Consider the following 21,833-nt stretch of genomic DNA (forward strand, 5'->3'; position numbering starts at 1 on the left):
ATATCACTCCTGAATTAATTGCAGTCAATAGAGTATGGCACTGGCTACTTCAGGGAGGGGCGTCCATAACATCACTACAGTTGTTATAACTGCCACATTGCGCATATCCTAGTTTATATAAAAATTGCAGTTGAGTACCGGAAAGCGTGCAGTTCTCGACAGATCGGTAATCCCCCCGAAAAACCGGAGTACTCATGAGTAGAATTTTCTCGTAACATGAATCGAGGAGATTCGGATGAAAAAATCCCGTCTGATCTCAGCACAAATCTGGCTCAGAGATATTGATCGCGACTTCCATGGTAGAATCTGGCATGGGAAAATAGGTTGAAAAAAGTGCGGTGCCCCATTAATTTGTATTGGTACTGTTGCTCTTAGTGGTTGTAATTATCCCAAAAAGGCTTCAGCGAGCAATTTCAAAGCAGCTGCTCAACAATATCTGGATACTGTATATCCGTCATGTTATTTCAAGGCTAACTTTCCCTTAAAATCGGACGGGTATTCATTCAATAACTTGCCTGACATATTGCATGTTTTGGCAGGAAAGGGACTTCTTACAGAAAAAGAGCTTTCACGCAAGCACGTTGAAGCTTCATGCGGGAGTAAAGCACATGATGTGGTAGTTAACAGCCATGAACTGACTGATGAAGGTAAGAAATTCTACATGGTCGATGCATCGAAAAATATGCGCGGAGAAAACTTAGGGGGCTGCTTTGGTAAAGCTACCGTTTCGGCGGTCAGTAATTTCACGGAACCTTCAGATGCTATGGGTCAGAAAATTTCCAGAGTTTCTTTCTCCTACAAAGTAACTGATATACCTGACTGGGATAAGTCACCTGAAGTTGCCGAACTGAACAGACAGCTTAAAAAAGACGTTGATTCAGAACTGGAACCGCTTAAAGTAACAAATGTATTCCTGCTTACCAATAACGGTTGGCTCCATGAGAGGTTATTCGGGAAATAAATAAAATATCTCGCGCTGTTTTTTAATAAATCTGACAGCGTCAGATAAGCGCCGTGATAAAATTGTCATTGGTTTTGATGTTATATAAAGGAAAAGAAAATGCAAGAATGGTATCATGGCACGAATGTCTATTTTGATAACTGGGCTCTGGAAGAAACAACGTCAGTATTTAAGAGGGAACTTATTCCACACAGTTTTATTTCTTTCAGCGTTGACAATGAACTCCTTAAAGGTGCAGGGCACGGTCGCTGTAAAATTAAAATAAATGAGAGCGCCAGGATTGTAAATTTATTAGAAGACTCTATTTTTTCTGAAGAACTGTGGAGGAAAATAAGGGCTCACTCGTTTGGTGCCATGCATATTGCATCGGGCAGTCTCTCTGAATGGGAAAGATTTTGTTCCACAGGACAAATCTTGCGACCTTACATTACTATTAATGAGACGTATGCTAAGTGGGAAAAAAAGTTGAATGCTCTCCCGGATAACCCCCCCATAGACAGAATTTTTAAAAACATGGTGCAGCAAAATTTTGTTCGGCACTGGATAGAATTTTTCATGAGAACTGTTCATAGTATGAACGTCGATGGCGTTATCTGTAATGAACACACAAATTACAGTACCAATGGCCCACGCACCTCATTGAATTTATATGTTTTCGATGTGGCGAAGATTTCCCCGCCAATATGGGTGTGTATCCCTGATAACAGGAAGAGCATTGATGAAAGAAGTATTTATGAACGCGATGATGTAAAAAACATTATTAAAAAAGTGCATGAATACCCGTATCCTTTTGATTATTAGAAACAGCATGTAAATGCCTTTCATTTTTATATGGTTGTTGAAAGGCATATAGAAAAGGTATGGGGTGAATATCCCGATACCTCTTTACTGTAAAAAACGTTAACGCCGCAGGTGAGGATGATGCCTGTGAAGTTTTCCCATTAAAGAGGGACGTTGACGGAGGTATTGTGGTTCTTATCCCAGCGGTAGGAAGTTTATGCGTATGGTCTCCTGGGTTGGATCAGATTGGTAATAGTATGGCGTGGGTCGGGCAATTGAGCTCTTTATCCGCCACTCAGGGGTTTCAATGTTGGATATGGGGATAGGGTCTCATTGAGCGTCGTCGTTCTGATGTTACAGATAAACCAATCCATATATGAATCAGTGTACACGCGTTATTAAATATTACTGTGTTTCCGTATGTTCTTGTTTCATCAAGCTCAGGTATGGGTTGTTTGGCGTAGTAATATTTAATACTCCCCTGGGGTCTTCCAGCATATACCCATGCAGGCGACGGGTCTTGCGAGGGCCTGTCACCATACAGGTCCAGATGTTAAGTCCATCCTGTTGCTTACGGTGGAGCTTCAGCTTCTCGAAACGTCGCTGCATCCACAGCCAGTTCTGCATTTCTTCCCTTTTTGCCAAAGCGTCGATTTGCGGGTGTTCCTGTGCATAGCGCTGGAACAGCCCCGGGCTGACGAGATAGAGCGTATCGTTGACGGTATGCACCAGCGCTTTTGCGTCGTTGATGATGAGTTTGTGCGACAGGAGTCCCTGCTTCAGCCAGGTCATGAAGTGCTCGCCGGATCCGATGGCGGGTGTGTCGTTGCTCCCACCAACTACCGACGACGAGGACTCACTGGCGTTCTTTGACGATGCGGATTGTGTCGTAGTCTGTGACGGCGGTGGTACTTCATCGGGGGAGTCGAACAAATCGAGCAGATCCTCGACGGCATTCAATACCATGGGCTGTCGGTAGCCTTCTATGGGGGACATCCTATCAGAACCCGGGCCAGTGACCACAGTTGAGGTTTCGGGGGGAGTTGTGTTCGGTACCGTACTGTCCTGCGGCGGAACGGCGCTGTCAGCAGCATCCTGCACGAGTTCTACGTTGCCTGAGAACAGAGAGGGGCGCTTGTCGTGCTCCCAGATGAGGGCGGGGGAAAGGCGCAGCAGTGTGAAGCTGTGCGACCAGCCAGTCTCACTGGTGATTGTTGCTTTCCAGATAGCTCTGCCTTCCGGTGTGGGCAACAGGATGCCGTGCTCCTGCAGCACGTTGAATACGGCTGTGTTGCTTGACGGGATGCCTTCGATGCCCTGCGATAACAGGTAAGCACGTAGCTTGTCCGAAACGGTCTTGCTGACCAGCCAGAGTGCGTCCTGGTCCAGCCACCCGTCCGATGGGCCTGCCTGGTTGAGCTTGAGCTCATCGCGCAGCAGGTAACGCAGGCCGTCGACCAGCTTGCGTTGCAGTGAGTTTTTTGGGGCGGTCATGGCGCGGGCAGGATCACCGCCAAGTGACTGAGCAACCGATGCCTGATCAGCCTGAACGACCAGTTCGCCCAGCACGCCAGCATGCTCGTACTGGCCAGCCAGTACGTAAATCAATGAGGCCCACAGGGTGGGGTAGTCGCTCAGCCAGTCGAGTATGCTGCAATCGAGCACCTGGCCGTAGAGCAGTCCTGTGGCGGCGCCATGCAGACGATACTCCCGGTCTTTCTGGTAGCGGAACCGATAGGGCCGCGTCAGCGGCCCATGCCAGGGGTGCCAGACCTTGCCGTCTTCGTATTCAATGTGCAGATCGACGGCAATCTTGCCGATGTCATGGAGCAATGCTGCATACGCGACAGCTGCAGTCCAGGGCTCGGCCTGTGAAACCTGATCTTCTGGTGTCGCGCCCGCGGGCAGCAGATGGGCCTGCCGTAGTTTCAGTGCGAAGGCGACGATCTCCAGACCGTGATCAAGCAGGCCGCCGGGGTAAGCATGATGGTGGCTCTCCGAGGCGGGCAGGAGCTGTACCAGTGCGGCGTAGCGCTCCAGCGGTTTGCGGTAGAGAGTGGTGAACTGGTTGCGCGACAGGGAGGTGCGTTGCCAGATGTGTTCAAGCAGACGCTGTCGCCGTGGCGTAGCCAGCAGCGATGCAGCCGGTTCGGGTCGCAGCAGCCCTTTGGTTAGCTCTACGGTGGATGCTGGCTGTCGGATGATAATGGGCTGAGCCTTTTTGCGCTGGAAGAGTGACAGCATGTCGTGTCCCCGATGATGGACTGGCAGGTGACCTTTTCGCCTTTTCAGGTAGGGCCTTTCCCCTTGCTGCCCGTTCCCTTATCCGGCCCTTTGGCCTTTTAACCTTTTGGTATAAAGCAAACTGAAAGGTGACTCATCTACCAATGTGGAGGTAGCCTGAACGGATTGTTCAGGGCATCGGCGCGCTGGACTGAACTAGGCTATGCAACGAATAATAGTGTTTCTTGGGACGGTGCTCTTAGTAATGAGAGTATCTTGAGTTGTCAAAGTTGACATAGTAGACAACGGAGACTAAAGTTATCTCTATGTTCCAGCCTTGACTACGGGAGTTGACCATGCCCAAGACCCTTGAATTCATTGCCGACCATCTGCCACGTATCACCGAGGCGGATGTGCATCGCTTTTTCAAGACTGTTGAAATCCGGGATGCTCGCGCCTTTGCGGCAGAACTCCAGGTGTTCGTTCATAAAAGCGTCGAAGCGGTGGAGCTTCCTGCCACCCTGGAGGTCGACACGGTGGAGCAATCCCTGGCACGAAAGGCTGCGGCCCTGCGCGCCCACACGCGCTGGGAACCTGGCGAAACGGATATCCAGCGTGGCCGTATGCTCCAGCTGGAAGCCTTTAACCAGCCGCACAATCTGCCGCTACTTAAGTTCGCCAGTCTGGCAGACAAATCGCGTCAGCAAATTTACAAGGACATTGAGGCTCGCCGGCTACTGGCTTTAAATGTGGGGCCACGCGGTCAGAAACTACCCGACTGGCAGCTTGAACCGGTGAAGCAGCAGTTGACACAGGCCGTACTTCAGAAAGTCGATGGCGTTGACAACTGGACGATCTACCGTGCGCTGTCTGAGCCGCTCGAAGGCCTGGGTGAACGTTCGCCGGTAGAGGCGGTGACGGCTGATTCGCTCGATGATGTGGTCAGGGCAGTATGCAATGTGCTGGGTGTGCATTTGGGTTAATGAGAAGAGGTTGGAGTGAGTATTGAATTGCCAACGTTCCGGATAGACGCAGGTCAGTTGCTCCAGCACGTGAGTCGTATCACGTACCGGGGGAGCCCTCTGTATTATGGTCGCGATGGCACCAATCGCTACGACGATCCCGCAAAAACCTATGGCGTGCTCTACCTGGGGCGGGATCTTCCTACGGCCTTGATGGAGTCGATGTTTCACAAGCACCAGTGGCTCGCGGCTACCAAACGTTCAGTGGCATTGAAAGAAGTCCGGAGTCGTCTGGTGCGGGCTGTCGGTGTGGATGAAGAGCTACGTCTGGCCGATCTCACGGCACCGAATGTCATGGCGGGCTACTTTGGCCTGAATCTGGAGCAATTATCCAGTCGCAACTATACCCACACGCAGGGGGTATCTGCCCGGGTACATAAGCTGTCAGGAGGAGACGATGATGCGCCACTATTTGACGGTGTGCTCTATCCGTCGCGGAACAACTATCCTTCTGCGAGTATCGCCCTGTTTGACCGGGCAAGGGAAAAAATCCGGGTCAGTGCGGATATCGAGCTGGTCGATCATGTGGACTGGCCTGAATTCGTGGCTGACTATCAAATCGGTGTGGAACCTGATCCAGGTCCGTAGGGATTGATTGAGCAAAAGTCCCCACCTCAGCAGCGTAGTGCGCCCTGGCCACCAGGCTCAGACTTGTTATTCTTGATGTGTGATATACAATTTAAAATGTATATCAATGGAGGTGGTTCATGCAGGTTGCAAAATGGGGTAACAGTCTCGCGGTCAGACTGCCCGCCAGTCTGGTCGAGGCACTGGAACTCCGGGAGGGTGACGATATCGAGATTATCATAGACGATCCGCGCACGTTTGCTGTCCGCAGAAAACCGGGTACTGAAGAGCTGCTGGCGCGGTTGCGTAATTTCCGCGGTAAGCTCCCGGCCGATTTCAGGTTCAGCCGTGAAGAGGACTCTGAGCGTGGCTAAAACGGGTGCATTTCTGGACAGCAATGTTGTGCTTTACCTGTTATCTGAGGATCCGGTCAAGGCCGATAGCGCTGAAGCTCTGTTGAAGACGCGTCCTGTCATCAGCGTGCAGGTTCTCAATGAAGTGACCAGCGTATGCCGTCGTAAACTCGCGATGAGCTGGGAAGATATCGGAAGTTTTCTGGAACTGGTCCGGAGTTTCTGTGATGTGGTGCCGCTGACGGTGGAGGTTCATGACAGGGCTCGTCAGGTGGCACTGCGGCACCAGTTGTCTTTTTACGATGCCTGTATCGTCGCTGCCGCAACCACGGCTGAATGCCTGACCCTGTACAGTGAAGATATGAATCATGGACAGATTCTGGAAGACAGCCTCACCATCAGGAATCCGTTCGTTCGTAGTTGACCGGGATGTCTTTATAGCAGGAGACGACCATGAGAACCGGAGACAGTTATAGCCGTTACGCAGAACGTTGGGGCCACCGTTTCGGCCGCGGGTGGCGGGCTTATACCCAAGGCGAACGCAAGGCGATTACCTGGCTGGTTTCCCGGGGATTCTCATCGGTCACGGCCTCGGTTTTGCTATGGTCGGGCAAGTTGGTTGTCTGGGTATTACTGCTGTATATCTCTTTCTGGCTGGCACTCCTGTTGATATTTTTGATCTTGGCCGCCTGCGCCGCACGCAATTTGGACGAGAATGATGAAGAAGAGGAGCAACCGCAATGGCGCGTTGGTCCCGCAGGATATGGCTTGTATCGAGGCGATATACGGGTCGATAGTGGAGATCCCTATGATGATGACGAGTAATAGGCAGGGAAATTTACCTGAGTGACTTGGAAATGGTTCCTGGTCCTTTTGATCCCGCCGATTTTGCTCCATCGGTCGCCATCGTCATCATCTGAACAAAGTTGCCAGCCCGTACTCCGGCCCAAGCCAAGGCGGTCACCCAAAAACCCGGTAGCATAATAAACATCGTCGCCGTGACGAAGTTGAGCGTCATGTCTCCGAAGGCATTGTTCAGGCCCATCAGCGGTTCGAAGTTGGTATGCGGGCGATCTGCGCCCCAGCCCCAGCCATACAGTGCGTCAAGAATGGTTGAGTCGAGCCAGCGCGCCAGCTGGAACCAGAAGTCCACGAAAAACAGCGCAAACTCAATGCAGCTCACGGTCACCATCGCCTTCAGCTCGTACGTGCCGATCATCAACACCAGTGGGAGGCAGATGACCAACGCCATCTTCAGCAGCGACAGCACCATCGGCAGTGCCTGGCGCACCACATCCATCGCCGGGAAATAGGCCAGCGACCCTATTGTCACGCCCACATCACCCGCTGCGCGGGTGACGATGTTAGGCAGGGTCTTGTCGATCTGCCCGCCATAATCGGAATAGACGGCACCCTGGTTCATTTTCTGCTGTCGGGGAGATACCACCGCCCGGATGACTGAATCGTCAACCTCGGTCTGTGACAGAAAGCCGGCCCATTTGGCGATGCGGGTCAGCAGATCGGCATCAACCTGCGCCAGCAGACGAGCGCGCAGACCACTGTCGCCATCGGTCCACCACTGCTGGCAGGTCGGGTAGCCCCCGCCGCTGTCGACCTGGGCCAGCCCCGCGTCGCGGGTGGCATCAAAGGGCCAGGCCGTGCGCGGCGTGCTGGAGTGGTAGGTGTCGTAGAAACCGCTGGCGGTAAGGAAATAGTTCGAACCGATCCAGGTGACATCGTTCATCTGCACCTCGGAAAGCGTCGGACGGTTCATGAACAGCCTCGCACGTGAGGGACCATAGCAGTCGTGGGTGAAGTCGGCGATTTCCTGGGCCAGTACGGGGTCATTGATACGGGTGGCATCGACGTCCATGCGGAGCTGGCGCAGGTCGGTACCACAGGGGATGGCGGCTATGGCCGCGCTGGTGAGCGCTTTTGACAGGCTGTGCATGAAAAACCACCAGACTGGCACCAGCGCGCTCTGGTTATTGAGCGTGGTGTAGACACCAGCCCAGCCGGTGTCTGCGGGCTTCGGAACACTGACCTGGCATTGTGTAGAGCGGGTGGTATCAAATTTGATAGTGCTCAAATCCGCCGGGATGAAGGGAACACCGGCGAACAGGATCACCATTATCGCGACAAATACCCGGTTCTCGATACGCAGGGACGAGAGCACGCCCTTGTTGCCTTCATCGGCACCTTCGGTGCGCGCGCGTAGCCATTCCTGGACGATAATGGCGATGAAGGGCAGGGCAAATACACCACTGGCAACCAGCGTAGCCCAGATGCCATTGTTGACGATCCAGCCCACCAGTGTCAGGTAATACTCCAGATAGTCGGTCGTGTAGAGTGTCATGCCTGTGTCCTCACCTTAATCCGTATTGCCACCAGGTGCTGCCTTCCATCAGCACGATGGCGGCGACCGCGGCAATCTCAATGCGCAACAGACGCTGGCGGGTCAGGGGTAAGGGTTCACGCTGTAGCACACGCTGGCGCATCCAGTGCCATCCCCAGGCTGTTGCCCCGTACAGGATCATCCGCCAGGCCAGGAACAGGCCTGCATGCGAATGGAGCCAGCGTTGCCAGTGTTCAATACCGCCTATGAGACTGATACCCACCAGGTTGACCAGTACAGCGATACCGATAATCAGTGCACACCAGAGCAGCGACATTCCGATGCGGCGGTTGAACAGCCGGGTGAGTCCCCAGCGGATCATCGTCCTCATTGGGTATTGCTCCGCGGTTTCTGGATCTCGTCAAGCCGGTCACGCGTGGTGTCCCCTTCGAAAATGCCTCGTGAGCCCGCAGCCCGCACGGCCTGGCGCTGGATCAACGACATGGCCGAGTTTCCTGCCAGTTCGCGCCGCAGCTCCAGTTCGGTCCTGAGATTGCTGATCTCCTGTTCCAGGGCGGTGTTCTCGGTCCCGATGGCATTGACGGCCAGTTCGTTAGACGCCACGTTGGGTTCCTTTGCGCCACTCAGTAGGGTGCGCTGTAACAGCAGGGCTTTTTCGAGGACGCTGGAGAGGGCGACCTCTGAGGCAAGGCGCTTGCCAAGCACATCCTGATCAGGCTCGTCGCGCAGCGCTTCGATCACACCGCGGGTGATGGGCAGTGCGTTACTACCTGCCGCATCAAGGTTCGCAGTAGTGGTAGGTTTCACGCCCGTGACCAGGTCCTGCAGTGCCTGCAGTTTGGTTTCGTACTCTTCCTGAATCAGAGGTGTCAGGCCGACACCCGGCGTGGTCTGCGTCTTGGTGCAGTTCTCGCAAGTCTGCTGCTCACGTTCTCCGAGCACTCGCGTGGCCCAGTCGGCCGCAGCCTGAGGCGATGACCAGGTCTGACACGTGAGCCGGGTGCTGCAGCTCTCTGCGGAGATGGATGATGTGTCGGTGGCGCTGCGCCCGTTGAGCAGGTTGTAGCCGGCTTTGGTGACATCGCTGACAACCCTGATTGCGCTCTGCCCCGAGCCGCCAGCATTGTTGCCGCCGACCCAGGGAACGCCATTGTTGCCCCTGCTGTTTTCGGCTTGCTCGACGGCAGACACGGCATCTCCACTTGTGACTGATTGTTTAAGCGTCAGACCTTCTGCCAGTTGATCCCAGCTCGCCTGGCCGCCAGCCATGTCCGCGAGCCGGTTGGCTATCGCGCGGCAGGTGGTTTTGCTGCGGTCAAAATCAAGTCTCGCCTGCAGGATGCCATTGGTGAGCAGGTTGTAGAGTGCCGGGTCTGCGCGCTGGATGATCAATGCCGGTAGCGAGGCGACTGCGCCGGTGGCATTCTGGATCACATTGCTCATGATCGACTGAAAGCCGTTAGTGATGCCGTTCAGCTGATTCTGGATCGTTGTGCTGATATCCATGTTTCCGCAAATGAGATTGCTGTTCCAGCCGGCGCCCACGCCCAGGCTCTGCATGTTGCCGGCAGGACCCATCGAAACAGCGCGGCCGCCGCCGATGCTGTAGAGCACATCGTCACCGATGACGTGACCGCTGGAGCTCATGCCGTTTGAGTCAATGAGGGTCTGCGCGTGGGCAACTGTGGGCATGAGTAGTGTGGCAGTCAACAGCAGGCCCGCAAGGCGAGGTGAGTGAGTGGCGTGGTGAATGTTCATGGGCGCCTCACTGGAAATCGGTGCTGCCGAGGAAAATCTGTCCCCGGCGCTGGCAACAGGCGTAGGGACGCCACAGGGCCCATGCGTAGTCACCTTGCTGTGCCTGCACCTGAGCATTGTCATGCGGAAACACTGCGCAGCTGCTGGACAGCGTTGGCGTCAGCTCCTGCCACTTGCCGGTTTTTGGATCGCCTTCAACCAGTTCGCCAGCGGGCCAGTAGCCGTCACGTGCGTTGGCGAGCAGGGGCTGGTAGACATGGATCTGGCCGTGTCGGGTGACGATGTCGCCGGCCCGCTGGGCGACGACAGCGCCGGCCTTGTAGTCATCGCTCTGGTGCACAAAACCGCCGCGGGGGTAGACGTTGCCCCAGAGATTGGCGGTGCTGCGCGCGCCGACTTCGCGCATGCCTGGCGTCAACGCTTCGGGGTAGACCATTTCGGGCACGTTGTAGCGCCATGCGATCGTATCCAGCGTGCTCAACAAGTAGGGCATGAAGGCGGTACCGGCACCGGCGCAGGTGTAGCCCGAGGCGCTGGCGAACCGACTGAAAATTTCGCCGCCGGGATGGCCGATGACATCGGCGTTCCTGAATCGGGAGAGGTTGTTTTCGCCGTCATGATTGGTGGTGCCGTCACCACCGGCCTGTGCGGTGGTGTTGGGCAGGCTCAGGGTGCGAACCTCGGCCCAGGGGGTCTCACCGGTATTGGCGTAGCTGGAGACCACCGCATCGGGAATGTAGTGGCGGATCTTGACCGAGGTGCGCACGCTGCACCCAAACGGCGTGCAGTAGAGCCAGTAGCAGATGCCCGCAACGCGGTACTCCAGGCAGTCGGGCGAGAGGCTGGAAGCGATGATGCTGGCGGTGTTCACGGCAAAGACAGAGCCGGCGGTGCCGAGCATAAATGTGGCAAGGGCCAGCCGCATGCGGCGGGTGGTAGAGAGAGGGCGATTCATGGATATGCCCTCCGGTATGCCTCGATGCGCTGGACGGCACGGGCGACATCGGGTTCGCCGTAGACCACGTAGCGGCGATCGACGACGACGGCGGGGAGCTTGGTGATACCCAATCCCCATGCTTCAGTGATCCCCTGGTAGGCTGCGGCAAGCTTGAGCTGCAATACCTGTTCCCCGTCTTGCAGTCGTTGTCGTAGCAATGATTCGGCCTGTACCGGGTCTACAGGTAGACCCGCGGTTAGTCCCGCTTCAAGTTCTTGCGCTGCATCCATGTAAATGACCGCGGCAGCATCCTGGGAAGCAACCAACGGAAAGTTTTTGTCGGTATACACGCGCACATCTGTTGTCGCGTAGGCATTCATGGTGAGCATCGATAAGAGCAACGCGATGCCAGCCACTTTGGGGCTCGTGGGGGAATGGAGAACTGGCGGGCTTAACGGCTGCAGCATGGACGGTGCTCCGGACTGTTTGGGATAGTCTCAGAGTTCACCTCGCAGGGTTACTTTTCGCAGCAGGGAATAGGTACGCGGCTCAAACCGTATTTGAAGGGATGGCCCCGGTTTGCTGAAGGAAAACTGGGGAACGGCAATGGAGCGGTACGGTCGGGTAGTATGAAAAAGTAGGTCAGTTCTGTACGATTTTTCCTTTCGAGAGTACATCTCTTTAGCACCCTGGTTCACTCGATGACTTCTGCTGCTCTGACTGCCGAACAAGCACGACTGGTCGAGGAGCAACGCGCCCGAGTACCCGTCGCTATGGGGCAAGATGGAAGCTCAGAACCAGAAACTACAATGGGAGCCGGTACAGAAGTTGTTGGACCGCGCTGCCGGCCTACCCGAAAGAAGCATGCGTATCCCCATGTTGCTGCACGAAGCCGCATCCGAATGGGTAGATCAGCTTGCACCTTGCCGCTTGTCGCAAGGGTTGCAGCCATTGTTGCCATCTACCCGTGATGATTTCGGAGGGAGAGGCGGAAGTTCTGGCCGCTTGCTCTGACCGTTCAATGCGGAGGCCGGAGTCGCCCATACGTGTCATCGACATCGTGGCAATGGGTGAGCAGCAACGATATATAGTCCTTCGCAGCAGGCAGAGACCCTGTCCTTTTCTCGGTAATGAAGGAGAGTGCGTTGTTTACGAGCATCGCCCCGTCGCATGCCGGACCCATCTGAACCTCGATGATGACGACCTTCTTTGTCGGACAGTTCCCAGCTATCCGGCGAGCGTGCCCTATGCTGATGCAACGCATATCTACCGGTACTCACTACTGATACAGCGCAACGAAATCGTGGCTGACATTCGGGATTTTTTTGAAGCAGAACAGCCCACTCCCTGAAAAAGCGGGAGCCAGGGCTCCCGCAGGGATCAGCTTCGAGCGATTGAATGCACGACATGACATTGGTTCGGACTTCGAAGGGCTTACAACAAGCCTGCCTGAGCGAAGGAGAACGGTTCGCTTTTGCCGACGACAACATGATCCAGCACCCTGACGTCGAACATCTCCAGCGCAACTTTCAGCCGTTGGGTGATTAGTTTGTCGGCCAGGGAGGGCTCGGTATAGCCTGAAGGATGTTGGTGGGCCAGTATCACGGCGGCGGCGTTGTGGATCAGACACCTTTGTGCGATTACGCGTGGGTGGACAGTAACCGCATCGATCGTGCCGGTGAACACGGGTTCCCAGGCGATGACTTCGTGCTGGGAGTTGAGGAACAGGACGGCGAAGATTTCGCTCGGCTCGCCGGCCAGTTGCAGCCGCAGGTAGTCAAAGACAGCGCTGGGGTTTTGCATTGCAGGACCCCCTTTGAAGATACGGTGCACCAGCAGGTCAAGGGCCTGATGAATGAGATGATCCTCGTACTGGATTGCATGTTGCTCCAACGAGGGTGTGTTGGGGATAGCGGTTACAGCATGAAGAGAGGACATGGCACTGCTCCTATAGGCAAAATGGAGGGCGCATGCCCCGATGAGGGCGAACCCTCCAGGGGATGACAGGAAATCGACTGGAACGAAGGAGCATCCGCCACCGTTGAGGTTAAGCCGGTGGCCGCTCGCGTAGATGGATGCGAAGCGAGCTGGAGGATCAACGCGCACGAGGCGCGCCGTAGCCTTGAAGACCCTGGCTACCTGGGCATGTCGCCGACATCGTCGGCAGGCATGGGGATGTCCGTGGTTTCTGCCGCGGCGGTCTCGTTCGTGGACACCATGTCGAGTGCCGACAGCAGGGCGTCGCCTTCCACCGGTCCGTGCAACAGCAGCGTCTTGCCGGTCGTGTTGTCCTTCAACTGCAGGGTTGGCGTGGCGGTGATCCCGTCGCGTCCGGCTTGCTCGCTTTGTGCCCGGATCACCGTATCAGGGCGATCGCTATCCAGGCATCGTTGCATCGAGGCGGTGATGCCGGGGTACTGCGTGTTGTCCGGCAGTCCTTGACCCTCGCTGCGGGTGTGCGTGTAGATCCATTCGACGGCCTGCCAGAATGCGGCCTGTCCGCCCGCTTCGCCGGCACATTCGGCCAGGCGTGCCTCGCGGCTGGCCGCGGGTTCGTGCATCTGCAAGGGGAGATGGTGCCATTGCCAGTTCGCCTCGGGGTTGGCATCGATCCATTGTTTGAGCCCCGGGAAATAGGCCTGGCAAAACGGACATTCCAGGTCGGCATATTCCACCAGAGTGTAGCGTGCATCGGCCTTGCCGTAGCGCCAGGGGGGGCCGTTATGCGTCGATGGCGCTGTCGCATCTGTCGGCATGTCCGGCTCGGTCTGGGTCAGCGTCTGGAGTGCCCACATCGCCATGCCCGTGAACAGACAGGTTGCCAGGATGAGCACAAGACGCGTGGGCGATAAAGGGCGCTTGAGACGATTGATCAGGTTCATGGGCGCTCCTTCATTGCGTCAGGGCATCAAGCGGAAGGGATTCGATGCCGCGCGCCTGGTCGATCATTTCGGCGATCTTGAAGGCGGCATCCAGTTCGCTGATGCCGTACTTCTGCATCAGTGCAAAACGTTCGGCTTTTTCTTCGGGTTCGGTTTGGGCAAGTGCCAGATACAAGCTGGGTGGAACCGCGCGGAACAGGATTTCCATGGAGCGAGAGAGGATCACGCCTTCGGTGTACTTGCCCGATTCCTTGCGGGCAGAGAGCATCAGGGCCTTCTGCGCGGCCGTGAGTTCACGGAAGCGGGCGATCTTCTCCACTTCGTCCGGCGGCATGTTCAGGCAGATCCACCACTCGATCATATTCAACATCGGCTCTGCCTCCCTCGGCAGGTCGTCGATGTTCTGCGTTGCCAGCCAGTACCATGCCCCCAACTTTCGCCACATCTTGGTGATCTTCACCACATAGGGGGACAGCAGCGGATTCTTCGTAATGATGTGGCCTTCGTCGGTCACGTTAATAATTGGCCGGCCAAGGAACTGATCGCGCTCAGCGATGTTGTTGACCGTATTAATCAGGCTGATGTAGGCGATCGCGAGTTGCGCGCCGTAGCCTTCGCGCGCAAATGTGGCCAGGTCCACGATGGTGATATCGGCTTCGGGCCACGGAGTACCGGACCGGTCGAACATTTCGCCATCGGTTCCCTGGCAGAAAATGTCCATCGCGTCGGCCATCTCCAGCAGCCGGGCGCGGCGTATTTCCGGCAACGATGCATCGCCGCCGCGCGTGCGCAGGGCATCGCGTACGTCTCGGGTCAGTACCGTGCGTTGTTCGGCTACACAACGATTTGCTGCGTCGATGATGCATTGGCGGATCAGGCTGCGATCAGCGCGGGTCATGCGTGCTTCTTCCTTCTCCTCGCCGCCGGTGATCATCAGTCGTGCAGTGATCTCCAATTCGCCGAGCACATCGCGCTGCTCCTCGCCTTCAACCGCCGCAGCCGAAGGTTGCCGGTCTTCATCCAGCGCATCGGCGTCCAGGGTCTCTACCTGTTCGGGGGTATCCACCAGACGCCAGGCGTCGGCGAACGGCGCCAGGCTGACGCCTGAGCCCGGCGCAAGCTTGATCCGATGGACGCTGACACCCAGGCGTGCTGCGAAATCGCCGAGCAGGCCGAAACTGTTCCCGGCTTCAACGATGAACAGACGGGGACGGTAGACGGCCGTCATCTGGATAAGCAGGTTGTTGAGCGTGGCGCTTTTACCCGAGCCAGTGGGGCCGAACAGGAAAAGATGAGCATTCATCTGCCGGTCCAGCCGGTTCAGGGGATCGATCGTAATGGGCTCGCCACCGCGGTTGAACTGGGTGATGCCAGGGTGCCCGGTGCCGCGGCTGCGGCCCCACACGGCCGAGATATTGGCGGCGTGCTGGGCGAACATGAGCTGGGTGTGCCACTGCCGTTTGTCGGCGGCCGGGTCGAACACGCCTGGTAGCCAGCGCAGGTAGCTGTTGAGTGGGGCAACCTCATCCTCTTCCCGAACCGGTTGCAGGCCGGCGTTGAGCATCACGTTGACCAGTTGCAGGCCACGCGCATCGAGTTCGGCTTGATCGTGACCGCGCAGGTAGAACGCAAGCGCACCGCGATAGAGTTTGTGGGCGCTGCCGATCAGCCCGCGCGCCTGCTGCACATCCTGGCGGGTCTGTTCGGAGGCCAGTGTCTCGCCGACGGCTTTCTTCGACAGATGATTCAGATGCGCTTCGAGCACATCCTGCGGGGTGGCTACCAGGGTAAGGCACATCACCGTGTCTTCAGGCATCTGGTCGAACAGGGCGTTGCAGGCATCGCCGCCCTTGTGCGTTTCCCCGGTGATATGCCCGGTTTGTGGCGGTGTGCGCAGGCGGTCAAGCACGATGACGCGGTGCGGCATGCTGTCGAAGTACCAGGTGCCTTCCTCCACGTCAGAACGTGGCTGGCCGAAGAACAGGCGCTGGGCAAAATCGCCGCTGGTCAGTTCAAGCTCGCCGGGTTCGGTTTCGTCCGGGTAACGTGTCAGGGCGTAGAAGCGCTCACGGTCATCAGCAGAATCGCCAATGAGAGTGGGGCAGGGATTGAACCAGCGCAGCAGCCAGTCGTGGATATCTGCCGCATCCATGCGTCGTGCCCTGACGCCGGCATTCGCCAGGCCGCCGGTCAGCCGGTCGCAGATGGTGGTGAGCGCTTGTTCGGGCGACTGGCCGCGGCGCGAAGTCGCCGTGGGTACGCGCCGGTAGACCACCATGCGTACGCGCCGGTGCTGGCCGCGCCAGGGCAGGCGGCTGACGGTATTGTCCTCGAACAGTCCGCCAGGTTTTGCGATCGCCTGCAGGTGATGAGCAAAGAATTTCAGATAAAAATTGGTGAATTCACTGTTCTTCGCACGGGGCTGGATGTAGCTTTCCAGTGAGCGCAGATAACTTTCCCAGTTCGCTTCGTCCTGTGCATAGATCTGGACCACCCAGGGATGTTCGTCGTGTTCGTCGAACGAGTCCTGCAACGCGTTTTCCAGCGCATCACGCGCTTTCCACAACCATTCTGGATCTCGTCCCTCGGTGCCGACCGGCGTCAGTTCGAAGAATGCGGCGACTGACTGCCCGTCCTCTAACAGCATGCCCTGCGAGTCGGGAAGATATTCGACCCAGGGCAGCAGATCGGCAAATGATGGCGCGATGGCGTAGAGGCGCTGGGTATCCGCATCGGTGGCTGGGCGACCGTGCTTCAGTTGGCTGCCTGGCTCGGGGATGCCATGAGAAGCGAGTTCGGCGACATGCCGGTCCCATGCGTCCGCTGATCCGGGGGGCGACAGCGGAGTCTGCTGGTGCCGCTTTTTGAGCAGGACCATCAGTAGTCCTCCGTCCGTTCGCCGGGCATGGCGTACTGCACCCGCTGGTACAGCGGGAACACGGTGGTGTAGCCAGGAACGGGAACGGGGTCGGTGCCCGCAAGATGCGGGAATACGTACATCATCAGGTCGGGGTTTGGCAGCCGGTGGAACTGGCGGTAGATTTCGTTGGCGGCGGTACGGGTATATGCGGCACTGGCGCCCGGTGCCGCCTGCAGGTCGTCGGTGGTCAGCGGGCGGCGTAACACCTGACGCGCGTCGAGCAGTTGACGCGCGAGCTGACCTCCACCTGCGCTTCCGCCGGTTTGCTGGTTCCAGACATCAAGCATTGTGCTGTCGCCATGCGGAAGCAGCCTCTCCTTGCTGGTCGCACAGCCGCCCAGTGAGGAGAGGATTAACACGGTCATCAGGCCGATCGTGGTGTTAGTCCAGATCCGTAGCATGCAAGCCTCCGGTTTGATGGTTGACACGGCGTCCGCTGGCGTCGTAGTCGATTTTGAGTTGTTGTTCAAGATGGATGGCGACTTTTGCGCCTGGCGGTACGTACACGGCAGCAAAGGCCTGTCCATAAAGTTTGTTGACCCACTGAGACATCTCCTGCACCCCCCCGGCCAGGATCCGTCCCATTGCTTCGTTGCCGGTGATGCCCACGGTACCGAGCGTGCCGTTACTGTTGCTGATGTAGGAGGCACTGCCGCCGTCAGACTTAATCAGCGACGCTGTGCCTGCGCCGGCCGCAGTGATGAGTGCCTGGCTGCCGAGATACTGCTGGGCATTGCTGCGCCTTTCGCCTGACACGCAGGGGATGCCATAAGGGTCACTGATCCAACCCAGACCGCCCTGGGTTGCGGTGCCGGTGTTCTGAGTGTTGTTACTGTTGCTCGTGTTACCAGGAGCATCTTCCGGCAGGGTTCGGATCGTCCCGTCGTTGAAAACGAACGTCATTGAGCGGATCTGCCCGCGCACACAGGAGAGCGTCCAGTCGCCGGAGGCTGTGCCGCTGATCACTGCGCCAGTCACGTCCGGAATATCGATGCCGTTCGCGGTCAGGTTGTCCGCACCAACCAGCACCTTGAACGGATACGGGTCATTCACGGTCCCGTCGATCGGCACGCGGCCGATCAGTGCCGTCATCGCAACAGAGCCCATCAATGTCGAATTGGTGGGTACCGTGTAGACGGGCGTGGAAGATGTACCGAGTGCGCGACTGCCCGCATTGGCTACCGATTCCGCTGTGGCCTGGAGGGTCTTTTGTGCGGGGCCAAAGCTGGTTGGGAACGGCGGAGAGCCACCCGTCCCCGAATTTTTGTCACCGTGCCGTGTATCGGCCGGTTCTACCCAGTGCAGGTTGTTGCCGAACTGCTGACCGTCTCCCTCTTCCAGCCCCAGTCCCACCGGCAGGTCAGCGTTGCTGCCCTTGCCGGTAAGCCCGTCCAGACGCTGCTGCAGGCCCTGGAGCAGGCCCTGTGTCTGTTGGCGGTCGCTGGCGACCTGGTCACGTTCCTGCTGCAACCGGCTGCGTTCGCCGTCCAGGGTCGTCCGGATCCGCTGATCGATGGCGCTTTCGCGTGCCCGCAACCGTTCGTTTTCGACCTTCTGATTCTTGTTGTCATTCAGGGCCGTATGCAGTTCGTTGCGCAGTTGTTTGACCTGAGCCACGAGGGTGGCCACCGTATCACGCGGGGTGTCGCCCTCAATGCCCAGTGCCTTCATTTCGTCAGGGCTGAGCTGACTGTTGGTGCTCCAGGTATCCGATGCGCCGGTAGTCTTTGCTCCGGAGAACAGGCGAATACCGACGAATACGACAAGTAACACGACCGGGATCAGCAGCCACTTGAGCAGTGGATTACTTTGCATCGGATGCACCCCCTTTGGCCGGTTCGGCAGCGGTAGCCGGAAGGTTTACCGTGGCGTCGACGGTCGATAGTGTTGGCAGCAGCACGTCAGCCAGGCCGCGGGTGCGGGTGACGAGATAAAGCACGGTGGTGTCAGTCGGGGCTCCGACCGGACCAAGCTCCGGGTGCTGAAAGGTCGCAGCCACAAAATTGCCCTGTAATGCGCGTGGATCAAGTTCAATCCATCTCGCCGAGGTGTTGGTGAGTTGTATGGCCGCCACCTGGAAGTCTTCGAGCCGCCAGGCCGCCAGTGCGCGGGCGCGGACAGGGAGGGTGGACAGCAGTGTGTCCAGCGCGAGGCCGCGATGCAGGTTCACCCGGCCGATACCTGTTACCGGTTCGACGGTGCGTAGCGGGACATAGAGGTTCTGCGCTGCGTAGCGTGTCAATACGACAGGTACAGGAGTTTCGGGTTGTGTAGTTGTTTGTGCTGGTGAATTCTCCAGGAGACGAGGTGTCTGCGCTGTGCCGCCATAGCGGGTCTCTGGTCCTTCGCCATTGATGATACGCACGGGTTCCAGCGCGGCTTGACCTTCTTTAGCCGCTTCGGCCGCAATGTCGAGCAGGATGATTTCTCCTGACTCCACGTCCTGCAATTGCAGACGGGTAGGAGGGAGCGGCGTACTGGCACGCAGATAGACCGCGCCGCCGGCGCTTTGTACCCGAAGTTTCCCGGTGACCTCGGGCGGCACGCCAATACGAACATTGCGATCGATGAAGGCCACCCGTTCCTGATCGACATACAGGGGAATACCCAGTGGCATTCGGTCCCAGTGCAGGAGCTCGACGGCATGGGCAGTGGTTGCCAGACACAAGCCGGTCAGGAGAATCAGGACATATCGATTCATGGGGTATCTCCCTGCGGGGCCGCCAGCGCTTTATCAGCGGTGTCCGAGGCGCCCGGTTCGATGCGTTGTGGTGTGCTGGCGTAGCAATCCAGCGCAAGGCCGAATGGATTGCGCTCCGGATCGACATCCAGGCGGGTGACCTTCAGCGGGTAGCGCACCAGAGCACGCTTAACCTGCTCAGACCCGAAATATTCATCGGCGCTGACATCCAGCGTTACCAACCAGTCGCGGGGAGAGAGCACACGTACGCGTACGCCCGGATTGTCGCCATACCCGCGACCGGGGATCTCGTAAATGCCTCGTACACGCTGACGTAACTCGCCATTGTTGCGTCGGTATTCATAATCCTGTTGCAGGTATGCCTGGCAGCCCGGGGTCAGGTAGGCTGAGAGCGCATGCAGGTTGCGCGGATAGTCGTCTTCTCCGTTCGTGGGCCACCTGTTCAACTGTTGAAAGACATAGAAGGCAAAGGTGTAAACGCTTTCCGGCGGCACTTCCCACCATTTTCGGGTGCTGCCTGAACGCAGGTCCGGCGGGACATGGATGGTCAGGTCGCGTGGTGCACTCCACCACCCAAAGCCGAGCAGTACGGCGATGAGCAGAAATGCGCCACTGGCAAGTCGCAGTGTTCTGACGTGCGATTGCAGGTGGTGTACCTCATTGCGAAAACGGCTCATGAGGTTTTCCTCCCTAGCCTGGCCATACGTCGGGTCGACCAGCATCCGGAGCGGGTGATCAGCGCGGTGCCGCCGACGTAACGCGCCAGTGAGGGATGGCGCAGCGTAATACGCCATTGCAACTGGCGGTAGAGCCAGGTCTCAGGCCGTCCGCGTTTTTGTCGGCGCAGGAAGGCACCTCCGGCGAAGACGCCGAGTGCGACGCCGGCCACAATCAGAGTGGGTAGCATGGCGATGCTTGAGGTCAGCCATGCCATCAGCAAGCCGGGTACAAGTCCGACCGCTGCCGACAGGCCGCTACAGATCCACAATTCGTCTGTCGTCAGGCCACGCACGACGACCGGCTGGCGATTCAGCCGGTGCGGCAGGAAAGTGACGAGACCGTCGCCGGTGCGCATGGATTGCGGGGCTTGCATCATGATATCGCCTTACAGAACACCGGTGGCTTTGGTGAGCAGCCAGATACCGACGACCAGCAGCACGGCACCGACGGCCACGGTCAGACCGAACTGCCCCCAGGTTGCGCGCCCGGTATGGATTTCTGAATAACGGGTGTAGGCGTGATAACAGACGCCGATAAACATCGATGCCACCACCAGAAGGGCAACAAGCAGGACAATGTCGTAGCCGTAATTACGCAGCGTTTCCATAATGCCGCTGCCCGCCCCACGTGATGGGTCTTCCATCGTGGGCAGACCGGCTGCCATCGTAGTGACTGGCGCCACAGACAGTGCGACAAAACTGGATCGCGTAACCGCGTGCCGCATTTTCAGAATCAGAGTCATGTTCATAATCGTGCCTTTGTTCAGGACAAAAGGAAAAAACTCAGCACGAGGTACAGCGCGAGGATCCGCACCAGGACAGCCAGGAACTGTCGTTGCGTCAGGCGGTGCTCCGCCCAGCCGACCCAGGCGGTGCGCAGAGCCCAGACGGCCCAGAGCAACAGCACGGCGAACAGGGTACTGAGCACAACTGTTGACACATCAGCAGGACTAAAGCCCCCTGTGGCCCGGAATGCGGCGGCGGAAGAAGACGTCACGGTGGCGGCTCCTCGTCGCTGGCTCGGCCGCCGTCGTGCGAATAGCTGCCGATGAGTGGCACGGGATCGCGTGGTTGAGCACGCTGCGGAACGAGGTAATCCTGGACACCGGCGCGAACACGGTGGAGGTCCGCACGCAAGGCGCTGTAGTCCAGGTGGTAGCGGCGGCGCGTATCGGGAGAGAGCGTGGCCGCCTGGGATGCAAGGCGATCGGCCAGGTCGAGCTGGCGGGCGAGTGCAGCCAGTTGCTCCTGTTCACTGGCGCTGTCTGCGCTACGGGCAGCAGACAGACTGGAAAGCAAAATCAGTACGCCGACAATAATATTCCGCGTTGCGTCATGGAGACGGGTGGTGTGCATCGTGCTGACCTCGGATGATTTGAGAGCGAATGGCACGATGTTGAAGCGATGTAAGAATATTCTCCGCAAACAATCAGTAGCTCATTATCACCGTTTTTATTTTGCCAGGTTAAGAAGACATCCATCAGGACAGCGAGAAAAGGAAAATCTCATCAATCCTAGAGCCGGGCTCAGGCGTTCAAATGGAAAAGGATCATTTACCGTTGCTGGAAGACCAGAACCTGCTACCACGAGGAAAAAAACTTCCTGGCGGCAGAAGAACGAAATTCGCTCTTACTGAAGACATAAAAAGATTGTC

Annotated in this window: 27 protein-coding genes and 1 pseudogene; 11 read left to right on the top strand and 17 right to left on the bottom strand. The window is 57.4% G+C overall.

The window, feature by feature from the left end:
- Positions 1–355: 355 nt before the first annotated feature.
- The 3 genes from HGO41_RS13585 (at position 356) to HGO41_RS25840 (ending at position 2,067) form a co-directional block, all read left to right on the top strand.
- The gene (locus tag HGO41_RS13585) at positions 356–961 is read left to right on the top strand and encodes an SEN1982 family lipoprotein (protein WP_502947384.1); all 606 of its coding nucleotides are present in this window, start codon (positions 356–358) and stop codon (positions 959–961) included.
- A 99-nt stretch (positions 962–1,060) separates the two neighbouring features.
- Positions 1,061–1,762 carry a hypothetical protein gene (locus HGO41_RS13590; protein ID WP_250981110.1) on the top strand — a complete coding sequence of 234 codons (702 nt, stop codon included), beginning with the start codon at positions 1,061–1,063 and terminating at the stop codon, positions 1,760–1,762.
- A 68-nt stretch (positions 1,763–1,830) separates the two neighbouring features.
- Entirely contained in the window at positions 1,831–2,067 is a 237-nt protein-coding gene (locus HGO41_RS25840; RefSeq protein WP_129544821.1) for a glutaminase, read from the top strand.
- Between the two features lie 79 nt (positions 2,068–2,146).
- Here HGO41_RS25840 and mobH read toward each other — a convergent pair whose 3' ends face one another.
- On the bottom strand, positions 2,147–3,985 hold the full coding sequence (gene mobH, locus HGO41_RS13595) for a MobH family relaxase (protein ID WP_250981111.1): 1,839 nt from the start codon (positions 3,983–3,985) through the stop codon (positions 2,147–2,149).
- A 335-nt stretch (positions 3,986–4,320) separates the two neighbouring features.
- On the opposite strand from mobH, the gene HGO41_RS13600 reads away from it, so the two are divergent.
- The 5 genes from HGO41_RS13600 to HGO41_RS13620 all read left to right on the top strand — a co-directional run bounded on the left by HGO41_RS13600 (position 4,321) and on the right by HGO41_RS13620 (position 6,731).
- Entirely contained in the window at positions 4,321–4,947 is a 627-nt protein-coding gene (locus HGO41_RS13600) for an integrase (RefSeq protein WP_129544582.1), read from the top strand.
- Between the two features lie 69 nt (positions 4,948–5,016).
- Complete coding sequence (locus HGO41_RS13605) at positions 5,017–5,574, top strand: RES family NAD+ phosphorylase (protein ID WP_502947385.1); 558 nt, start codon at positions 5,017–5,019, stop codon at positions 5,572–5,574.
- A gap of 119 nt (positions 5,575–5,693) precedes the next feature.
- Positions 5,694–5,927: an AbrB/MazE/SpoVT family DNA-binding domain-containing protein gene (locus HGO41_RS13610; protein ID WP_129544581.1), complete on the top strand. Its 234-nt coding sequence runs from the start codon at positions 5,694–5,696 to the stop codon at positions 5,925–5,927.
- On the top strand, positions 5,920–6,330 hold the full coding sequence (locus HGO41_RS13615; RefSeq protein ID WP_242502742.1) for a PIN domain-containing protein: 411 nt from the start codon (positions 5,920–5,922) through the stop codon (positions 6,328–6,330). The genes HGO41_RS13610 and HGO41_RS13615 overlap by 8 nt, the downstream gene beginning before the upstream one ends.
- A 29-nt stretch (positions 6,331–6,359) precedes the next feature.
- On the top strand, positions 6,360–6,731 hold the full coding sequence (locus HGO41_RS13620; RefSeq protein ID WP_129544580.1) for a DUF3742 family protein: 372 nt from the start codon (positions 6,360–6,362) through the stop codon (positions 6,729–6,731).
- 13 nt (positions 6,732–6,744) lie between these two features.
- On the opposite strand, the gene HGO41_RS13625 is transcribed toward HGO41_RS13620, so the two are convergent.
- From HGO41_RS13625 to HGO41_RS13645, 5 genes are read right to left on the bottom strand one after another with little or no spacing between them, the layout of a single operon-like run.
- The gene (locus tag HGO41_RS13625) at positions 6,745–8,262 is read right to left on the bottom strand and encodes a conjugal transfer protein TraG N-terminal domain-containing protein (protein ID WP_129544579.1); all 1,518 of its coding nucleotides are present in this window, start codon (positions 8,260–8,262) and stop codon (positions 6,745–6,747) included.
- Positions 8,263–8,272: 10 nt separating this feature from the next.
- Positions 8,273–8,632, bottom strand: a complete 360-nt coding sequence (locus HGO41_RS13630) for a hypothetical protein (protein WP_129544578.1) — start codon at positions 8,630–8,632, stop codon at positions 8,273–8,275.
- On the bottom strand, positions 8,629–10,020 hold the full coding sequence (locus HGO41_RS13635) for an integrating conjugative element protein (protein WP_129544577.1): 1,392 nt from the start codon (positions 10,018–10,020) through the stop codon (positions 8,629–8,631). Before HGO41_RS13635 ends, HGO41_RS13630 begins: the two co-directional genes overlap by 4 nt.
- Positions 10,021–10,027: 7 nt before the next feature.
- Positions 10,028–10,975, bottom strand: a complete 948-nt coding sequence (locus HGO41_RS13640) for a TIGR03756 family integrating conjugative element protein (RefSeq protein WP_129544576.1) — start codon at positions 10,973–10,975, stop codon at positions 10,028–10,030.
- Positions 10,972–11,424, bottom strand: a complete 453-nt coding sequence (locus tag HGO41_RS13645) for a TIGR03757 family integrating conjugative element protein (RefSeq protein WP_250981113.1) — start codon at positions 11,422–11,424, stop codon at positions 10,972–10,974. Before HGO41_RS13645 ends, HGO41_RS13640 begins: the two co-directional genes overlap by 4 nt.
- A 397-nt stretch (positions 11,425–11,821) precedes the next feature.
- Here HGO41_RS13645 and HGO41_RS13650 point away from each other — a divergent pair, with 397 nt between their 5' ends.
- Positions 11,822–11,971 (top strand): hypothetical protein, encoded by a 150-nt coding sequence (locus tag HGO41_RS13650; protein ID WP_250981114.1) that lies wholly within the window; start codon positions 11,822–11,824, stop codon positions 11,969–11,971.
- A complete protein-coding gene (locus tag HGO41_RS25845) occupies positions 11,928–12,308 on the top strand; it encodes a YkgJ family cysteine cluster protein (RefSeq protein ID WP_353050898.1) in 381 nt (126 codons plus the stop codon). The genes HGO41_RS13650 and HGO41_RS25845 overlap by 44 nt, the downstream gene beginning before the upstream one ends.
- 83 nt (positions 12,309–12,391) lie before the next feature.
- Here the strand turns inward: HGO41_RS25845 and radC are convergent, their stop codons facing one another.
- The 11 genes from radC to HGO41_RS13705 form a co-directional block, all read right to left on the bottom strand.
- On the bottom strand, positions 12,392–12,895 hold the full coding sequence (radC, locus tag HGO41_RS13655; protein WP_250981115.1) for a RadC family protein: 504 nt from the start codon (positions 12,893–12,895) through the stop codon (positions 12,392–12,394).
- Positions 12,896–13,092: 197 nt separating this feature from the next.
- Positions 13,093–13,839: a DsbA family protein gene (locus tag HGO41_RS13660; protein ID WP_165283123.1), complete on the bottom strand. Its 747-nt coding sequence runs from the start codon at positions 13,837–13,839 to the stop codon at positions 13,093–13,095.
- A gap of 10 nt (positions 13,840–13,849) precedes the next feature.
- Positions 13,850–16,717, bottom strand: a complete 2,868-nt coding sequence (locus tag HGO41_RS13665) for a conjugative transfer ATPase (RefSeq protein ID WP_129544573.1) — start codon at positions 16,715–16,717, stop codon at positions 13,850–13,852.
- Entirely contained in the window at positions 16,717–17,160 is a 444-nt protein-coding gene (locus tag HGO41_RS13670; protein WP_129544572.1) for a TIGR03751 family conjugal transfer lipoprotein, read from the bottom strand. The genes HGO41_RS13665 and HGO41_RS13670 overlap by 1 nt, the downstream gene beginning before the upstream one ends.
- On the bottom strand, positions 17,141–18,574 hold the full coding sequence (locus HGO41_RS13675) for a TIGR03752 family integrating conjugative element protein (protein ID WP_250981116.1): 1,434 nt from the start codon (positions 18,572–18,574) through the stop codon (positions 17,141–17,143). Before HGO41_RS13675 ends, HGO41_RS13670 begins: the two co-directional genes overlap by 20 nt.
- A complete protein-coding gene (locus HGO41_RS13680; protein WP_250981117.1) occupies positions 18,564–19,460 on the bottom strand; it encodes a TIGR03749 family integrating conjugative element protein in 897 nt (298 codons plus the stop codon). Before HGO41_RS13680 ends, HGO41_RS13675 begins: the two co-directional genes overlap by 11 nt.
- Positions 19,457–20,137: a PFL_4703 family integrating conjugative element protein gene (locus tag HGO41_RS13685; protein WP_250981118.1), complete on the bottom strand. Its 681-nt coding sequence runs from the start codon at positions 20,135–20,137 to the stop codon at positions 19,457–19,459. Before HGO41_RS13685 ends, HGO41_RS13680 begins: the two co-directional genes overlap by 4 nt.
- Complete coding sequence (locus tag HGO41_RS13690) at positions 20,134–20,556, bottom strand: TIGR03750 family conjugal transfer protein (protein WP_129544569.1); 423 nt, start codon at positions 20,554–20,556, stop codon at positions 20,134–20,136. The genes HGO41_RS13685 and HGO41_RS13690 overlap by 4 nt, the downstream gene beginning before the upstream one ends.
- Before the next feature lie 9 nt (positions 20,557–20,565).
- Complete coding sequence (locus HGO41_RS13695) at positions 20,566–20,904, bottom strand: TIGR03745 family integrating conjugative element membrane protein (protein ID WP_371415267.1); 339 nt, start codon at positions 20,902–20,904, stop codon at positions 20,566–20,568.
- Between the two features lie 38 nt (positions 20,905–20,942).
- Positions 20,943–21,176, bottom strand: coding sequence for a TIGR03758 family integrating conjugative element protein (locus tag HGO41_RS13700; RefSeq protein WP_129544567.1), 234 nt, complete (start codon positions 21,174–21,176; stop codon positions 20,943–20,945).
- Positions 21,173–21,535, bottom strand: a complete 363-nt coding sequence (locus HGO41_RS13705; protein ID WP_129544566.1) for an integrative conjugative element protein, RAQPRD family — start codon at positions 21,533–21,535, stop codon at positions 21,173–21,175. The genes HGO41_RS13700 and HGO41_RS13705 overlap by 4 nt, the downstream gene beginning before the upstream one ends.
- A gap of 135 nt (positions 21,536–21,670) precedes the next feature.
- Between HGO41_RS13705 and HGO41_RS25915 the strand changes: the two are divergent.
- Positions 21,671–21,823, top strand: a pseudogene (locus HGO41_RS25915) (IS110 family transposase); the annotation flags it as partial.
- Positions 21,824–21,833: the final 10 nt, after the last annotated feature.

The sequence above is a fragment of the Rahnella sp. CG8 genome (assembly GCF_023701875.1).
GTDB lineage: Bacteria > Pseudomonadota > Gammaproteobacteria > Enterobacterales > Enterobacteriaceae > Rahnella > Rahnella aceris.

Coding starts and splice junctions, on each gene's coding strand:
- HGO41_RS13705 (WP_129544566.1), bottom strand. CDS start 21,535: ATGCACACCACCCGTCTCCATGACGCAACGCGGAATATTATTGTCGGC.
- HGO41_RS13685 (WP_250981118.1), bottom strand. CDS start 20,137: ATGAGCCGTTTTCGCAATGAGGTACACCACCTGCAATCGCACGTCAGA.
- radC (WP_250981115.1), bottom strand. CDS start 12,895: ATGTCCTCTCTTCATGCTGTAACCGCTATCCCCAACACACCCTCGTTG.
- HGO41_RS13610 (WP_129544581.1), top strand. CDS start 5,694: ATGCAGGTTGCAAAATGGGGTAACAGTCTCGCGGTCAGACTGCCCGCC.
- HGO41_RS13675 (WP_250981116.1), bottom strand. CDS start 18,574: ATGCAAAGTAATCCACTGCTCAAGTGGCTGCTGATCCCGGTCGTGTTA.
- HGO41_RS13635 (WP_129544577.1), bottom strand. CDS start 10,020: ATGAACATTCACCACGCCACTCACTCACCTCGCCTTGCGGGCCTGCTG.
- HGO41_RS13665 (WP_129544573.1), bottom strand. CDS start 16,717: ATGGTCCTGCTCAAAAAGCGGCACCAGCAGACTCCGCTGTCGCCCCCC.
- HGO41_RS13630 (WP_129544578.1), bottom strand. CDS start 8,632: ATGAGGACGATGATCCGCTGGGGACTCACCCGGCTGTTCAACCGCCGC.
- HGO41_RS13590 (WP_250981110.1), top strand. CDS start 1,061: ATGCAAGAATGGTATCATGGCACGAATGTCTATTTTGATAACTGGGCT.
- HGO41_RS13645 (WP_250981113.1), bottom strand. CDS start 11,424: ATGCTGCAGCCGTTAAGCCCGCCAGTTCTCCATTCCCCCACGAGCCCC.
- HGO41_RS13600 (WP_129544582.1), top strand. CDS start 4,321: ATGCCCAAGACCCTTGAATTCATTGCCGACCATCTGCCACGTATCACC.
- HGO41_RS13695 (WP_371415267.1), bottom strand. CDS start 20,904: ATGCGGCACGCGGTTACGCGATCCAGTTTTGTCGCACTGTCTGTGGCG.
- mobH (WP_250981111.1), bottom strand. CDS start 3,985: ATGCTGTCACTCTTCCAGCGCAAAAAGGCTCAGCCCATTATCATCCGA.
- HGO41_RS13670 (WP_129544572.1), bottom strand. CDS start 17,160: ATGCTACGGATCTGGACTAACACCACGATCGGCCTGATGACCGTGTTA.
- HGO41_RS13680 (WP_250981117.1), bottom strand. CDS start 19,460: ATGAATCGATATGTCCTGATTCTCCTGACCGGCTTGTGTCTGGCAACC.
- HGO41_RS25845 (WP_353050898.1), top strand. CDS start 11,928: ATGATTTCGGAGGGAGAGGCGGAAGTTCTGGCCGCTTGCTCTGACCGT.
- HGO41_RS13620 (WP_129544580.1), top strand. CDS start 6,360: ATGAGAACCGGAGACAGTTATAGCCGTTACGCAGAACGTTGGGGCCAC.
- HGO41_RS13650 (WP_250981114.1), top strand. CDS start 11,822: ATGCGTATCCCCATGTTGCTGCACGAAGCCGCATCCGAATGGGTAGAT.
- HGO41_RS13660 (WP_165283123.1), bottom strand. CDS start 13,839: ATGAACCTGATCAATCGTCTCAAGCGCCCTTTATCGCCCACGCGTCTT.
- HGO41_RS13640 (WP_129544576.1), bottom strand. CDS start 10,975: ATGAATCGCCCTCTCTCTACCACCCGCCGCATGCGGCTGGCCCTTGCC.
- HGO41_RS13690 (WP_129544569.1), bottom strand. CDS start 20,556: ATGATGCAAGCCCCGCAATCCATGCGCACCGGCGACGGTCTCGTCACT.
- HGO41_RS13625 (WP_129544579.1), bottom strand. CDS start 8,262: ATGACACTCTACACGACCGACTATCTGGAGTATTACCTGACACTGGTG.